Source organism: Chitinophaga niabensis (assembly GCF_900129465.1).
Taxonomy (GTDB): Bacteria; Bacteroidota; Bacteroidia; order Chitinophagales; family Chitinophagaceae; genus Chitinophaga; species Chitinophaga niabensis.
Genome location: NZ_FSRA01000001.1, coordinates 2,519,630 through 2,535,247 on the forward strand (window position 1 = coordinate 2,519,630; position 15,618 = coordinate 2,535,247).

A 15,618-nucleotide genomic window follows, 5' to 3' on the forward strand; every position below is an offset into this window, starting at 1 on the left:
TCATTTCCGCGACAACACATCCAGCACATCCCTCCTTCTCCTGCGGGACACTACGGCATTACTGCCATCGCTCAGCCATAACAAACCTTCCTTATCCAGCTTCTCCACGTAATGCATATTCACGAGATAGGATTTATGTACCCGCATAAATCCATGGTCCGTTAGTATCTCTTCAAAATCTTTCAGCGTTCTGGATACGATCAGCGGTTTATGATTGATGAAATAAAAGTGTGTGTAATTATCATCTCCCTCACACCTCAGGATATCCGCCGGATCGTAGAAGAAAACACCCTCCATTGTGCTCAGGGCCAGCTTAAAGGAGGCCGCATCTTTTTGCTGCAGGTTACTGATCAGGTTATCCACCAGCCGGCCCTGCTCCCTGGGTTGCAGGTTCTGGCGCACGATATGACGGTTGATGGCATTCTGCAGATCAGGTATGTCTATGGGTTTGAGCAGGTAATCCAGCGCACTGAAGCGGATGGCTTTAATGGCGTACTTATCGTAAGCAGTGGTGAAGATCACATCAAAATCCCAGTTACCGATCCTGTTCAGCAGATCGAACCCGTTCATGTGCGGCATTTCAATATCCAGCATCAGCAGGCTTGGTTTGAATACAGGTATGATATCCCTGGCTGCTTCCGGCGACAGGCAGATCTTAATCTCTTTCTGACCGGAGATGTGTTTTTCAATCAGCAGGTGAAGGATATTCCCGGCAGATGGCTCATCGTCTACGATCAATATTCTTATCATATCTCTGTGTTTTCAGGGTATGAAATAACAATGCGTACAATGGTGCCTCCTTCTTTACCATCTGTTATTTCGAGGAAGGCATTATCTATATTCTCAATCCTTTGTTGTGCCAGCGCTATTCCTTTGGAGTCCGTATGCCGGAAACCTATCTTCCGGGCCTTAATGGCAATCGCTTTTTCCCGTCCTATACCATTATCGCTGATCAGGCAAACCAGCCTGCCATTATCTTCTTCAAAATTAACGCTTAATCGCTTCTCTCCTTCTTTCTGCAGTAAACCATGCCAGATGGCATTTTCAATGAAGGGCTGGATCAGTAAGGAAGGGAACAGGGTGCTGTCTGCATCTATCCGTTCATCTGCCTGCACGGTATAATGAAATGAATTTTTGAAACGCAGGGATTCCAGTTCCAGGTACAGCCGGCACATCTCTATCTCATTGCTGAGTGGTACCATGTTCTTTTCAGACATGTTCAGCACCATCCGCAATAGTTTCGAAAACTTGGCCAGGTATTTATAAGAAGCCGTATAATCCTCCGTTACGATCAATTCCTGGATAGCATTCAGGCAATTGAATATAAAATGCGGATTCATCTGCGCACGTAAAGCCTGCCCTTTTAATTCTGCCATTTGCTGGCGGATCAGGGCCTTGCTTTTAACGGTTTGGATCCTCCGCCAAAAGAGATACAGCACCAGGGCCGTCACTGCAGCTGCCGCCAGGATGCGGAACCACCAGGTCTGCCACCAGGGAGCAAGGATGCGAAAGGAACTGCTGGCTTCATTTGCAGAACGTTTACCACTGAAATCGATCGCTCTTACTTTGAAGGTATATGATCCGGGCGCCAGGTTATTATATTTTGTGGAATGCATGTATCCTGCGGATACCCAATGCTTATCTACACCCTCCATCCGGTATTCATAACGGGTATAGGAAGGATTCAGGTAGGAAAGCGCTGCAAAATCAAAAGAGGCTTCATTGTCTGTATAAGGAAGTACCGCAGCAGCAGCTCTCGTAATAACCACAGGGAACGAAGGGGAAATATAATGCAGGCTATCAGGATGAAAACGGATAAAACCATTATCAACACCTGTTAAAAGCTCTCCTCCCGCTGCCAGTGTAAGCGGGCTGTACAGATCAGAGAAATTCAATCCTTTTATACGGTTGAAATTGTCTATGATCCTGCCATCCGGGCTGATCTGTGTAAGGCCCTTGAAGCTGGCGGCCCAAATGTTCCCGGCCTTGTCCGTCTGAAGGGAATAGATATTATTCTCCGGCAAACCTTCCCTGGTAGTGATACGGGAGATAGCATGGCCATCAGCTGCACAACGGATAATACCACCTGCATAGCTGGCCAGCCAGAGCATCCCGTTTTTATCTTTAACTATATCATTGATCAGCGAAGGTTCTACTGAAATATTTTTGAACTTTTTACTATTGAGATCATAAGCATACCAGCCCTTTTCAAAAGTACCTATCCATAGTTTATTTTGCGCTTTGTCAAAATACAGGGAGGTAGGCAGCCTGCTATTGAAATTATCTGCCGGCGTGATCTTACGGCTGGTCTTCTTTTGCACATTATAACAATAAAGCCCGTCGTTGAAGCAGGCAAACCAGAGATTGCCTTCGCTATCTTCTGCCATATCTGTGAACAAACGGTTCTTTTGATCTGCAAGAAAAGCGGATACACTGAAACGGCGGGAAGCACGGTCATAGTTAAAAGCATGCGCACCTGCCAGCACCCATAACATACTCCTGCTGTCCTCAAAGATCACAGAGCAGTGATCCAGCGGGATACCCTGCACCTGGCTGATGCGCTGTGTTTTCCCGGAACTGCTGTCCCTTATCAGCAAACTACCGCTGGCAGGGGAACTGATGAAATACACGCCGTTACTGTGAAACACGGTATGGATAGCATGCTCTGTTCTGTACAGATCATTCTCCGGAGAAGGTGGTCTTTTGAAAGCAGGTAATACCTCCGTAAAAGGAAACAGGTTCATGGCAGGATTGAACTTACCGATCCCGTTACTGGTGCCGGCCCATACAAGGCCTGAGCGATCGCGGTAAACTGTGCGTACCATCCCATCCGGCAGGGAATAAGGATCGTCCGGCCGGTGTTTTATCAGCATGGTTTCCCCGGTTAAGGTATTCACTTCTATCACATCCTTTCCCGCCGGCAGCCAACGTTCATACTGTGTTTGAACCGGCTGATAAAAGCCCTGCCGGGTAGATGGAATAGCCGTCCAGGGGAGATCTCTTTTTGTGCCATCCTTCAATGATCCGATCTGCAGGGTGTTAGCAGGGTTCTGAATGAAATAGTAATGCGTTCCTCCTGTTTCTAACTGAATAAAATGATCTGCTTCATAACTTTTATGAGGAATGAATTCACCCGTAGTAGTGATATAACTGAACAAGCCAACGGAAGTACCCAGCCACAGTTCATTGTCCGACTTATACCAGATCTTCCGGATGCTGTTGTACTTTTTACGGCGGTGTGGAAATGTATCGGCGATGTATTTCTTCCAGGGCAGAAATACAAATACCTGTCTGCTGATATCATAGTAACAAAGGTCCTGCACGTCTGCCGCTATCCAGACCCTGTTCTGCTGATCGATATACGTATCCCAGATCAGATCGCTGGGAATGCTGTTGCCATTTTCCGGCAGGAAAACAATATTGCTGTCCCTTTCCGGAACAATCACATTCAGGCCGCTTTGCGTGGCCACCCATAACCTTCCTGCTGCATCTTCTTCTATATCGTTAATAAACGGGCTGGACACAGAACGCCCGGGGATCCCGGGTTTGTACGGAACGAAGGAATGACCGTCAAAACGGTTAAGCCCGTTCTCTGTACCTATCCACATAAATCCCTTCCTGTCCATCAGGAAACAGGTAACGCGGTTGTCCGACAAACCATTGCCTTCGGTAAAATTTTCAAACTGGTAACCAGCCTGCGCTATGGCGCTGAGGGATGAGACCTGTATGATCCCCGTAAGTATATATAAGGTTAGACGGAACAATATCTGCAAAAATATAATAAAATAACCCGCTGCCATTGCCATTTCCTCGGCATGGCATACCATTCCCTCATTCATCTGCCTAAACATACCGCTCCATCGCTCATCCTTTCCGCTCTCTTTTCCAATACGCAGAAAGCGGGTATACTGCCTAGCTTTAGGCACAGAAAATTATTCTATTAACCCCAAATCTTATTGGCTATGACAGCATCAACTTATGCGCTGGAAAAACGGATCGACCTGTTTTCCGTTGTTGACCCCGACCCCAAAGCAGGCGCGCAATTCAGGATTGAAAGGATCGTTTCCTACGACAATGGAAGTACCTGGGTGGATAACTGGGTCCGCAACAACGTGGGCGTTTTTTCCTCCTCAATTGCCGCCTGTATAACCGGAGACAGCCTGGACACCTTCATTGTAGGTAAAGGCATGGACAATAAATTCTGGTTCGCCCGCCTGCAGGAATATTACGAGTTCAAAAATGTGGGCTTTTTCGCCATCGGCGCAGGCGTATTCCAGGGTAAACCTGCTATCTGCAGTTACAACAATTCCATTTCCCAATGGACGGCTGGTACGCCTAACAATTACAACACCAGTTACAACGGCGTGAAATTGCTGGTCTTTGGAAGAGGTAACGACTCCAAGATCTGGTGGGCCTATTCCAATAGCGGCGGCAACCATTTTGACATGGCCTGGGATGCCATAGGCACCAAACAGTTTGTTTCTTCCCCTGCCTGCTGCTGCTCCGCAGATGGAAAATTAGTGGCCGTTTTTGCAAAAGCCGCAGATAATAAATTTTGGTGGACGTATTCCACCGATGGCGGCAATAGTTTCAACCCTGCATGGAAAGCCATCGGTACAGGTGTATTCACTTCCGCCCCTGCTGCCTGCTGTTCCGCCGATGGCAAACGCATCTATGTATTTGGCAAAGGCAACGATAACAAAATATGGTGGGCCTATGCTACCAATGGTGTGCAAAAGTGGGATATGGCCTGGGACCATATCGGCGAAGGTGTTTTCAAAACCATGCCCTCTGCTAACTGCTCCTGGGATGGCAAGATCATTCATGTGTTCGGAAAAGGGATGGACAACAAGATCTGGCAAGCCCGTACGCACGACTTTGGCGGCTTCTGGGATATTGCCTGGCGCGACATCAACGATAAGAAATTTCCGGACAGCGATCTCTAATCTCAAAAATCCACCATCATGGGAGACATTGTAAAAATCCAAAAAGCACTGGATGATAAAGCAAAAGCAGTGCTCAGCAAATATAAACTACCCAATATTGCAGGCGTGATCGTAAGGGATAACGGCAACACCGTTATGCATACCGTACAAGGCGTGAAGGACAATAGCCTGAGCCTTACCACCGCCAGCAACAAAGCAACAGCATCTTCCTACTTTAACGTAGGCTCTATTTCGAAACCCATCACCGGCTTCTTAATTTCCTGCCTCATCAAAAAAGGCATCCTGAGCTGGGATACAAAAATTAAAGACATCTTCCCGGAGTTTTCTTCAAAACCTTTCAGGGATCGCTGTGGTATGAACAGCACATTCCTGGACACAAAGATATTGGAATTGCTTTCTCACACTTCCGGCATGAACGGCTATTATTACGACCAGGAGAATAACAATAATACTGCCACCCGCGATACTGACCCCTTCCGGCATATCCAGGACCTTGGCCTTAACGCCGGTGGCAATAGCCGGGATAAAGAATGGAAGAATTACGGCGCTATGATCTATCTCCGCTATTTGTACACCATCCTGAGCCTGAAGAAAAAGAAGTACCTGTTCAGCAGTCCAAAAAACCTGGGGTACCAGAACACCGCAACAAGTGGTTATGGCAGCACCGCTACTATCTGTGCATCTATGGCAGAAAGGAAAACAGGTAAAAGCTGGGAACAGATCATGAACGAATTGCTGGTTGATCCGCTCGGCAATAAACTGCAGATCACGCATGGCCCTTTACCCGGTGGTATGCAATTCCATGGATATGACCCTGCTTCAGGCAAGTATACTCCCTTCCTCCCTTACAATAACGACCTGGCTGCCTATAGCAGCAAATTTGTGGTGGGTGGGGTTCACTGTACGGTATTGGGCATGGCGCAATTCATCAAATACAATTTACGCGCAATCAATTCCTCCGCCATCTTTGATGTGGCACAGTACCAGATGCCGGTTACCAATGTAGCCAGAGGCGGGCTTTTCCTGGGAGGAGGCGCCCAGAATGAACCACTTAACCACAATGGCGCAACCGGTGCCAGCCTGGCTAACCTGTATATCTACCCGCATAGCGGCAGAGGCTTCAGCGTGATGATGAACTGCGGCGGCGGGCCTGCCGGTGCAGATGCCGGGGTAGCTATGGGCGAAATGATGCAGGAGCTACAGAATATTCATACCAACTGGGAAACCATATAAACACCTGCAGATCCAGACATAAGGCAGGGTGGAGCAGCAACCACCTTGCCTTTTTTTATCAAAAGTACATAAGGGGCAATCCGGTACAAAACAAGGCCGCCGCTTTTGCCGCAATATGCCGGAAAAAGTTTTCCCTGATGCGGCATAGTGTATTCATAGTGTATTGGTAGTGCGTTGGTAGTGCGTTGTAAGTGTATTGGTAGTGTATTGTAATAGCGTTCTAACAGTATTGGTAGTACGGTGCATATACGGGTCCTAAGCCCTCGAGAAGCCCTTGAGAAGCATACGAGAAGTATAATTACAGTAAATACTGCCCGTCTATCGCTTCTACCGGAGAAGGCAAAGGCTGGTGCCCCAGCATCTCCAGCAGGTTGATCTCCACTGTGCGCGTGATACTATCCAGCGGCAGGCTCATCATGTTCTGTTCAAAAGGGTTCATGATACTGATCCCGTTCTGATGTGTTACATGGAATACAAATCCAAACAGCCATCCGAAGATAACGGACCAGTAGCCGATATGCTCTGCCAGCATCAATGTGTTCATGATCACAAAGATCCAGATGAACACGCGGGTGAAGAAAAGATAACTGGGTGGGAAAGCGGTATTGCGGATGCGTTCGCATTTACCCATATCATTACATTGGTTCTTCAGCAGTTCATTCATATCCCTGAAGAGAAAACCATCTATTGCACCCTGGGCACGTAAAAGCTGCAGGTCTGCTGCCTGGATATCAAGGATGGCATTCGGTATATTACTGCTGTTGGCTACATCTTCTGCTTCCTGCCTGCTAAGGTAACCTTCGTAATAGGGATCACCTGTTTTACGCAGGTTTGCTTTGAGTGCATAAAGGAAACCAATATGGCGGAAGATCATCCTGCGCGCTACATGCGGCGCTTCATCACTGGCGCCCTGATCACAGAAGTGCAGCAGGTTGCGCCCCCAGGAACGGGAATCATTTACCAGCGAGCCCCAGATCTGCCTGCCTTCCCACCATCGCCCATATGCCTGGTTATTATTAAAACCGATAAAAAATGCTATGGCTGTTCCCAATACCGTGCTGAAGGTAACGGGGATGGCTACATGCCGTTTCAGCCAGTAGGTGTCCGCCAGGTAAGCCAATGTACAAAAGAACAGTATCAACAGGTCCAGCCGCCAGGTGAGGCGGGAGATCTGTACAAATGTGAGTTTATCTCTTAGCAACATAGCGCAGGCGATATTTAGGATTACTTACATAAGTTACGTCAAAAAAAATAATTGCGCATTTTTGCATATCTCCTCCGGCATGGGCTTTCTACTTTTAAAATAAAAATGAAGCTGCTGTTATTGGAAAAGCGCTCAAAGCCAACGGGCCTAACACAATCCTTTACAGCAGATGGGAATGTTGGGCAGACGCGTTGGCTTTGGTGCCAATGTAATGCATGATAAAGCCGGGCTCTTATAGCGTACAAAAGTAGTAAAGGAAGTGAGTTACATTTTGGTCTGCCCCTGGCATTGCAGGTATAACGCCTTAATACAAAAGATATCAATGGCGATCCCAACGATCCTTCACTGGGTGCTTTCAACCGCAGGGATAAATATTTTGAAAGTGATTTCGGAATGGCCTATACACATGGAGGCCTCACGTAAGTGTGGGTGCAGGGTTTAATTACCGCCCCACAGTGGCCATACAGGGTATATATGTTTCGCAGGCATCAGGGTACAGGAATATATTGGGGAATGCTTTTGAACTCAATTTACAGGTGAACCTTTTCAGGTAAAGAAAACTTCTTTTTATTCAAAAAAAATCGTACCTTATGTTAGTCATAGAAATACATTGAATTCAGTTCCCTCTTTTTCGCATTCGCGAACATTTTTTTCCACACTTGTTTTAACATATTGAATTTGCTGCGTTTTTATCTCATCACGGTAAATTCATCAACATGCTAATACTTATCTTTCTTGTCGTACACTGGTACGCGGCACTTTTTGCACAGACATTTTTCCAGCACAGATATACTTCCCATGGCGCATTTAAAATGAGCCCATTCTGGGAAAAGGTCTTCTACCTGTTCTCTTACTTCTCCCAGGGCTCTTCTTACATGAGCGCCAGGGCTTATGGCATTATGCACCGCATGCATCATGCTTATACAGACACGGAAAAAGACCCGCATTCTCCCCAATATTCCCCTCATGTATTTGCCATGATGTGGCGGGCAAGGATGGCTTATCAGCGCATCGTAAAAGGGAAAAATAAAGACAGTGAACATTTCACCAAAGGGCTGCCTGACTGGCCTGCATTCGACAAGTGGGCGGGGTCTTTCTACAGCCGTGTGTTATGGGTGCTGGGATATACTGCCATTTACATATTATTCGCGCCCTCCTTCTGGTTCCTTTTCTTATTGCCCGTTACCATTGCTATGAGTGCCATACACGGGGCTATCATTAACTGGTATGCACATAAATACGGCTACAAGAACTATGAACTGAAGAATACTTCCACCAACCTGCTGAAACCAGACATTCTCATGCTGGGTGAATCTTATCATAACAACCACCACAAACATCCGTCCCATGTGAATTTTGGCACAAAGTGGTATGAGTTTGATCCCGTTTATCCTGTTATCCGTGTTTTGAACTGGCTGCATATCATCCGCCTTGCACATTAAAAAAATGGCCCGTGGTATTTAACACACGGGCCTGCTTTCATACAAACGGTAATATTCTATTTACCGGCAAACGCTTCTATCTCTGCTATAAAATTATTCTTCACCGGTCCCTCCAATGCGGTGAGCCGCAAATACCGTACAGTCACCGCAGAACTCACGGGATAGCTCTGGGGTGTTTTGGTGGCGCCGGTGAATACAAGGTTATCTCCCATTAAGCTCCAGGTATTCCCATCTGTACTGCCTTCCAGTTTAAATTTGGTCATGGCATTTGTATTGTTCTGCCTTGCGGTGATCTCTACAGATACCAGCTTAATGGCTGTTTTCATATCGATCCTGATCCAATGCGGATACGGCGGATTTGTTACAGAATAATCAGAATGCCAGTAGGTGGCGATCTTGCCATCCAGCAACATCGCGGCGCCGGCAGCTTCAGCAACGGTTTCTTCGCTGGATGCGGTGGCCGTCCAGGTACTGCGGTCTGCTTTTATTACAGTGGACCTGTCCCGGAAGGTGACTACTTCTGCTTTGCCGCAAGCACCGAGCACAGCGGCCATCAACAGGATATATACATTACTTTTCATTTGCTTACGGATTTTGAGTGAGGTTAGCATTTACCAGCCTTTCACGGTTAGGGATGAAATAGATCACCCGGTTATCCGTTGGCTGAATGGTTTGTGTAATATTGGTGGAAGGTGTATTGTTCAGGGAATGTGTGCCGGGATAATTCCTTTCCAGCGGGCGGTTATTCCTGAACAGATCGTAAGCGCGGTGGCCTTCGAATGCCAGTTCCAGCCGGCGTTCATCTATCACTACGTCCAGGGCTGTTCTGCCTTCCAGCGCAATGCTGGCTAAGGTGGGCAATGCAGCGCCGCTTAAACCGGCACGCTGGCGGAGTACATTCACATCATCCAGTGCCAGTTGCGCAGCGCCCGATTTGGCATTCGCTTCCGCACGGATCAGGTACATTTCTGCAAGGCGCAGGTATACCGGGGAACTCAGGTTGGTAAGCCCTTCCTGGTAATTGTATTTATTGATGTAATACATGGGCGTATTAGGCACCAGGCGTGTATTCATACGCACATCCGGAGCAGGCACGGTATAAGGCCAGGCCAACACAGGGCCGGCATTTGTATAAGGGGATATAAAAGCATGCCGCAGGTCTGCCGGTTGTTTATCCATGAAATCCACAAACTGTTTACTGGCGTAGATCTCTCCCCAGCCGGTTTGCCCCTGCCCTCCTTCGCTATAATACATGGAACCGATAGCACTGAAATCCCGGTTCTCTGTTTTGATATGGCGGATGCAGAAAATGGTTTCTTTATTCTCTTCCGGCACCCCGCGGAAATAGTTCTTATAGGCATCTCCGGTGAGTAGTCCGTAACGGGGAGAAGTGATCAGCTTATTGGCGTACTCAATGGCTTTGGGATGATCTTCTTTGTACAGGTATACGCGGCTGAGTAAAGCCCAGGCTACTTCTTTGGATGCGAAGTTGTTGTTCTTGGCCTCCGTCATCAGGTCTGCCGCTTTCAACAGGTCCGCGATCACCAGGTCGTATACTTCTTTCACGGTATTCCGTGCAGGAAATTCTTCCTTTGTATCTTCCTTTACGATAGGTACGGCAGGGCCTGCCCCTGCACCCTGCGGGTAAGGTCTTCCGAAAACACGCACCAGGTTAAAGTACATCATGGCACGGAGGTAGAGGTTCTCCCCTTTTAACTGGCGGAGCACCACAGAAGCATCGTCCGGCACAAAGGAGATCACTTTATTGGCGGAGTTGATCACAAAATAAGACTGCTGCCATACGTTGTTCACATGGCTCATATCCACTAAGTGCGTATAACGGTAGGCGTTAGACAAAGCGTCTGAAGAAGCCTGTCCCTGGGCAATGTTATCTCCCTGGTATTCTGTGAGGAAGTGAATACTGCGCACATAATTTGGATTCTTCAGTACGGCGTATGTGCCAATGGTGGCGCTCTTTACATCGTCCACATTCTTCAATGCCTCGTTCTCATTTTTGGCGGTGGACGGTTCATAGTATTTCTTGCAGCCTATGGTGGCGGTGAGCAGGAATATGAATATTATTGATGATTTCATGTGTTGCTTTTTTAGAACCCGATGTTTACACCCAGAAGGTATTTTTTGCTGATAGGATATTTAGTACCGGAAACACCTTTGGTGGCACTGCTGGTGGTCACAAAAGATACTTCAGGGTCCATACCGGAGAAATGCGTACCTGTCCAGAGATTATCGCCGCTGAGGAATACCCGGATGCTGCCGATCTTTAATTTTTGCAATACGCTTTCCGGCAGGTTATACCCCAGGGTGATGTTACGCAGGCGGATGTAACTGCCGTCTTCCAGGAAACGGGAAGAAGGTTCGTTTGCCGCTTTATTACCGCCCAGCAATGGTTTGGGGTGGGTGGCAATATCGCCGGGTTTGGACCATCTGCTCCAGCCATCTGCCAGTACCATCTGGTTGTAACTATCGTAGATACCATCTGAATCAAAGAACTGGCGGGAGCTGTTGAACACCTGGTTGCCTTTCACAAAATTGAAGAAAGCGCTCAGGGACAAACCTTTCCAGCTGAAAGTATTCAGCATACCGCCGGTGAACTTAGGCGCAGAGGAAGTACCAGTATATTGAAGTGTGGCCGCATTATATGAATTGGTGTAAGTGAGATAGGTTTTGCCATCTGCGTCGGTGATGATCTTTTCCCATAAAGGGTCGCCATTGGCGGGATCTACACCGGCCCAGATACGCATATACCATTTATCCATATCCTCGCCAAGCCCCACCGGCTGGTTGCTTCCGGGAGAGGCAAACTTATCCTTGCCATTCAGTTTGAGTACTTCGTTCCTGTTTAAAGCCAGGTTAAAACTTGTTTCCCATTTGAATTCACCCACGAGGTTACGGGTATTGAGGGTGAACTCTATCCCGCGGTTACGCATGGAACCAATGTTTTCCATGATGTTGGAATAACCACTGGTGAGTGGTAATGGTTTCAGCATCAGGAGTGAACGTGCCTGTTTATCATATACATCTATGTTCAGATCAATGCGTTTGAAAAAGCTGATATCCAGCCCCAGGTTATTCACACGGATCTTTTCCCAGGTAAGATCAGGATTGGCTTTCTGGGAAGGATAAGAACCGGATTGCCCTGCATAAGAAGCAGATTGATCGTAAGTATACAAGCCAAGGGAGCGGTAATTGTCTGAAGGTGGATTACCTACTGTACCATGGCTGCCGCGCACTTTCAGGAAAGTGATCACATTATTAGCTGCCATGAACATTTCATTACTGATGATCCAGGAAGCGCCCAGCTGATAGAAATTACCACCGGGTGTATTGTTCCCGAACTTGGAAGAGATATCATGTACATAGGAGGCCAGGAAGAAATACCGGTTATTGAAGTTGTAATCTGCCTGTGCCAGCCATTTGGTGAAGCTGTATTCACTGCGCCCGCCGGTAGGTGTTGTTTTAGCTTCCGTAGCGGTGGACATGGCTGTCATGCCCGCAGGCAGGCCACGGCCGGAGATGCCATTTTCATCCCCATAATACTTTTCTGCCTCCCCCACACCTAAGAGCGTGAGGTTATGGTCTCCAAAATTATTTTCATACCGGAGCCTGTTGGAACTGATCAGGGTATTGTTGTAACTGATATTGTGCATCAGTAAACCCTTATCCGCTGTTCCTTCTTTGGAACGCTGATCATAATACTCCGTGGATTTATAGTTATAGATATTAGCCCTGTTATAGCTGGATAAGGTGATGTGTTTAGTGATGGCATAATCCAGGTTCAGGTCGCCATTAAAGCTCATGGCACGGTTGAAGGACAGGTTGTATTGCAGGGAATGCAGGAAGTTCTGCTGCTCCCGTCCCAGCCATCCTGTGCCGCTGCCGAAACGGGGCGTACCATCTGCATTGTATGGTTTATCCCATGGCAGATAGGTATAGGCGCCATAGAGCGTACTGCTGTGATGGTTATTATTTTTGAGGTACTCTCCGTTCAGGAGCACTGCCATTTTAATCTTATCCGTGAGCTTATGCGTAATGTTCACCCGGAAGTTATAAGCGGTCCTGCTATTGGTGAGCAAAGTACCTTCTTCTTTATAATAATTACCCGCCGCATAGAACTGTGTTTTTTCACTGCCGCCTGAAGCAGAGAGTGTATAACTCTGCGTCATGGCCCTGCGGAAAGCAATATCCTGCCAGTCCGTATCTGTTTTTAACACGGTATCCGAACGGGTGGTGAAAGTTTTCTGGTAATCATATAACTGTTGGGAGTTCATGAGTTTGAACTTGCCGTTATTGGCTTCATTAAAACCTACCACGCTGCTCAGCTCGATCCTTGTTTTACCTGCTTTACCCTGGCGGGTGGTTACAATGATCACGCCATTGGCAGCACGGCTTCCATAAAGACCGGTAGCTGCGGCATCTTTCAGGATGGTAACAGACTCCACATCGTTAGGGTTGAAGGTGCCCCCGATATTGCCATCTACCACAATGAGCGGATTAATACCGGCAGCCAGGGTACCCTGGCCACGGATCACCACATTCACGGCAGCAGCAGGGTCTCCGGAAGGAGCGCTCACCACAACACCGGAAGCCTTACCCTGTAAAAGACTGTTGAGGTTATTGGAAGTAACGTCCCGCAGTTTTTCACCGGAAACGGTAGCTACTGCGCTGGAAAGGTATTTTACGTTCTTGGAAGAATAGCCCACTACCGTTACCCCTTCAATATCTTTACTGGCAGGTATCAGCTGCAGGTTGATGGCTGTTTTGCCCTGGATAGGCACTTCGCGTGTTTCAAAACCTATAAAGGAAATAATGAGATGTGCATCATCAGGTATATTGGAAATGCTGAATACTCCATCTGAATTAGTGGTAGCGCCTTTGGGCGAGCCTTTTACTTTTACGGATACACCGGGCAGCGGTACTCCCCTGTCGTCTGTAATACGGCCACTGATGGTCACCGGTGGTATATTGGGCAATTCATCTACCGGTTTTCGGGAGATAATGATCACCTTATCCTCTATGGTATAATCCAGTAACTGGCCCTGCAGCACTACTTTCAGGAAGGCTTCCAGGGGCTGGTCTTTGGCCTGCACATTAATGCTGGCACCATCCCGCAGGATAGTTCTATTATAGAAGAATACATAGCCGGTTTGTTGTTTAACAACCGCAAATACTTTTGAAAGCGGTACATCCTTTCCTGTAAATGTAACGGTCTGTGAGCGGGTGCTGGCGCTCACATGCATACAAACGGCAAAGAGGAAAACAGTAGTGATCTTCATCGTGTTCACGATTGTTGTAAAGCAGGGCCGCCGATATGGTACCGGAGCTGACCTTACCTCGCTTAGTTTTTTGGTTGCACCTCCCTGCTTCCCGCAATAGAAGGCATACTTACAAAAAGTGTAGAAATTCATACTTTTGTAGCGATTTTAGGTTGATTAATAAGAATGTCTTGCCAGACCTTTTATGAAAGAAGCCTGAAATTATCCGCAGGGAAATGTTTGCAGCATTTCCCTGTTTCTATTTCCGGGCTATCATTGCGTTTTATTCATAACAATACTTTTCCTGCGCCACATGTGGCGGAGTCCTTCAGGTTCTATATGTTGCTATTATGGTTGTACGATGAGCCTGCGCCCCTGTTCGATCCTGAATTTAACGTCGACTTTGGTTAATATTTTTGTGACCTGTGATAATTGTAATGTTCTGGGTAGTTCTCCCTCAAACTGCTGCTCAGGTATCTTTCCTTCGTAAATAATTTCCAGATCGTACCAGCGGGCCAGTTCACGCATCACTTCCTGCAGGCTGGCGCCCTGGAAATTAAAGAAGCCTGCTTTCCAGGCTGTTACCTGTTCCAGGTTGGCATGATCTAAGATGAGAAGATCTCCCCCATCATTACTGATCTGCGCCTGCTGGCCGGGAGATAATAAACGCACCTGCTCATGTGAACGGATGCGTACAGATCCTTCCAGCAAGGTGGTATGAATACTGGCTTCGTCTTCATAAGCGTTCACATTGAACTGTGTGCCTACTACGCGTATATCTGCATATTCATTGATCTGTACAATAAAAGGCTGGGCAGTGTTCCTGTTCACTTCAAAGAATGCTTCTCCTGTTATTTCCACCTTACGTTCTTTACCGGAGAATACGGTGGGGAAACGAAGGGAGGAAGCGGCATTCAGCCATACTTTCGTTCCATCCGGCAATACCAGCTGAAACTTGCGCCCCCGGGGCGTGGTGATGGTATTATAGCTGATGGATTCAGCTTCTTCTGCATGATAAAGCAGGCTGCCATTATTCAATACTACCTGTGTACCGTTCTGTTTTGCCACAAGTCCGTTGCTCAGGGAATCCAGCACAATGGTTTTGCCATTGGCGAGTGTAAGGATGGCACCTTCTTTACCCGGGTTAACATCATGTGCGCCCTTGGGTGCATTCACCACCATCCCCTGGCCAGACCTTTGTTGTAAACCATACCATGCGCCACCGGCCAGGCAAAGCACCAGGATAGCAGCAGCAGCAGCCCACCAGCGTGGCCTGCGCGAAACTTCTGCCGCTTCTGCCGGGGATTGCTGTAATATACGGTCCACCATATGGTCTTTTTCCCCGGTACTCAGCGTGGTTTCCGCTTTCAGCGAATCCCAGGCTTCCTTTAACAAAGGGTTCAATGCATCGGGGCCCACCTCTTCCAGCAGATGCAGGAATTCCTCCTTTTCTGCGGGTGTGCACTGGTTTTGCAGCCAGCGTTGGAATAATTCAGGTAGTCTTGAATTCATAGTGGTAT

General features: G+C 47.5%; 10 protein-coding genes. 3 read left to right on the forward strand and 7 right to left on the reverse strand.

From position 1 onward, the window contains the following. Entirely contained in the window at positions 1–750 is a 750-nt protein-coding gene (locus BUR42_RS09815) for a LytR/AlgR family response regulator transcription factor (RefSeq protein ID WP_074239061.1), read from the reverse strand. After that, positions 747–3,926, reverse strand: coding sequence for a ligand-binding sensor domain-containing protein (locus tag BUR42_RS09820; RefSeq protein ID WP_143197400.1), 3,180 nt, complete (start codon positions 3,924–3,926; stop codon positions 747–749). Before BUR42_RS09820 ends, BUR42_RS09815 begins: the two co-directional genes overlap by 4 nt. 36 nt (positions 3,927–3,962) lie before the next feature. Between BUR42_RS09820 and BUR42_RS09825 the strand changes: the two genes are divergently transcribed. Together BUR42_RS09825 and BUR42_RS09830 are read left to right on the forward strand one after the other, a co-directional pair. Next, complete coding sequence (locus tag BUR42_RS09825) at positions 3,963–4,946, forward strand: PLL family lectin (RefSeq protein WP_074239063.1); 984 nt, start codon at positions 3,963–3,965, stop codon at positions 4,944–4,946. Between the two features lie 18 nt (positions 4,947–4,964). Next, positions 4,965–6,179 (forward strand): serine hydrolase domain-containing protein, encoded by a 1,215-nt coding sequence (locus BUR42_RS09830; protein WP_074239064.1) that lies wholly within the window; start codon positions 4,965–4,967, stop codon positions 6,177–6,179. A 298-nt stretch (positions 6,180–6,477) separates the two neighbouring features. Here BUR42_RS09830 and BUR42_RS09835 read toward each other — a convergent pair whose 3' ends face one another. Beyond that, positions 6,478–7,383 carry a bestrophin family protein gene (locus BUR42_RS09835; RefSeq protein WP_074239065.1) on the reverse strand — a complete coding sequence of 302 codons (906 nt, stop codon included), beginning with the start codon at positions 7,381–7,383 and terminating at the stop codon, positions 6,478–6,480. 716 nt (positions 7,384–8,099) lie between these two features. On the opposite strand from BUR42_RS09835, the gene BUR42_RS09840 reads away from it, so the two are divergent. Then, entirely contained in the window at positions 8,100–8,825 is a 726-nt protein-coding gene (locus BUR42_RS09840; RefSeq protein ID WP_074239066.1) for an acyl-CoA desaturase, read from the forward strand. A 56-nt stretch (positions 8,826–8,881) separates the two neighbouring features. Here the strand turns inward: BUR42_RS09840 and BUR42_RS09845 are convergent, their stop codons facing one another. The 4 genes from BUR42_RS09845 to BUR42_RS09860 all read right to left on the reverse strand — a co-directional run bounded on the left by BUR42_RS09845 (position 8,882) and on the right by BUR42_RS09860 (position 15,610). Further along, entirely contained in the window at positions 8,882–9,406 is a 525-nt protein-coding gene (locus BUR42_RS09845) for a discoidin domain-containing protein (protein WP_159442244.1), read from the reverse strand. A gap of 4 nt (positions 9,407–9,410) precedes the next feature. Beyond that, positions 9,411–10,919 (reverse strand): RagB/SusD family nutrient uptake outer membrane protein, encoded by a 1,509-nt coding sequence (locus BUR42_RS09850; protein WP_074239068.1) that lies wholly within the window; start codon positions 10,917–10,919, stop codon positions 9,411–9,413. 11 nt (positions 10,920–10,930) lie between these two features. Then, a complete protein-coding gene (locus tag BUR42_RS09855; RefSeq protein WP_074239069.1) occupies positions 10,931–14,119 on the reverse strand; it encodes a TonB-dependent receptor in 3,189 nt (1,062 codons plus the stop codon). Between the two features lie 327 nt (positions 14,120–14,446). Continuing rightward, the gene (locus BUR42_RS09860) at positions 14,447–15,610 is read right to left on the reverse strand and encodes a FecR family protein (RefSeq protein ID WP_074239070.1); all 1,164 of its coding nucleotides are present in this window, start codon (positions 15,608–15,610) and stop codon (positions 14,447–14,449) included. Between the last annotated feature and the right edge of the window lie 8 nt (positions 15,611–15,618).

Coding starts and splice junctions, on each gene's coding strand:
- BUR42_RS09815 (WP_074239061.1), bottom strand. CDS start 750: ATGATAAGAATATTGATCGTAGACGATGAGCCATCTGCCGGGAATATC.
- BUR42_RS09825 (WP_074239063.1), top strand. CDS start 3,963: ATGACAGCATCAACTTATGCGCTGGAAAAACGGATCGACCTGTTTTCC.
- BUR42_RS09830 (WP_074239064.1), top strand. CDS start 4,965: ATGGGAGACATTGTAAAAATCCAAAAAGCACTGGATGATAAAGCAAAA.
- BUR42_RS09835 (WP_074239065.1), bottom strand. CDS start 7,383: ATGTTGCTAAGAGATAAACTCACATTTGTACAGATCTCCCGCCTCACC.
- BUR42_RS09840 (WP_074239066.1), top strand. CDS start 8,100: ATGCTAATACTTATCTTTCTTGTCGTACACTGGTACGCGGCACTTTTT.
- BUR42_RS09845 (WP_159442244.1), bottom strand. CDS start 9,406: ATGAAAAGTAATGTATATATCCTGTTGATGGCCGCTGTGCTCGGTGCT.
- BUR42_RS09850 (WP_074239068.1), bottom strand. CDS start 10,919: ATGAAATCATCAATAATATTCATATTCCTGCTCACCGCCACCATAGGC.
- BUR42_RS09855 (WP_074239069.1), bottom strand. CDS start 14,119: ATGAAGATCACTACTGTTTTCCTCTTTGCCGTTTGTATGCATGTGAGC.
- BUR42_RS09860 (WP_074239070.1), bottom strand. CDS start 15,610: ATGAATTCAAGACTACCTGAATTATTCCAACGCTGGCTGCAAAACCAG.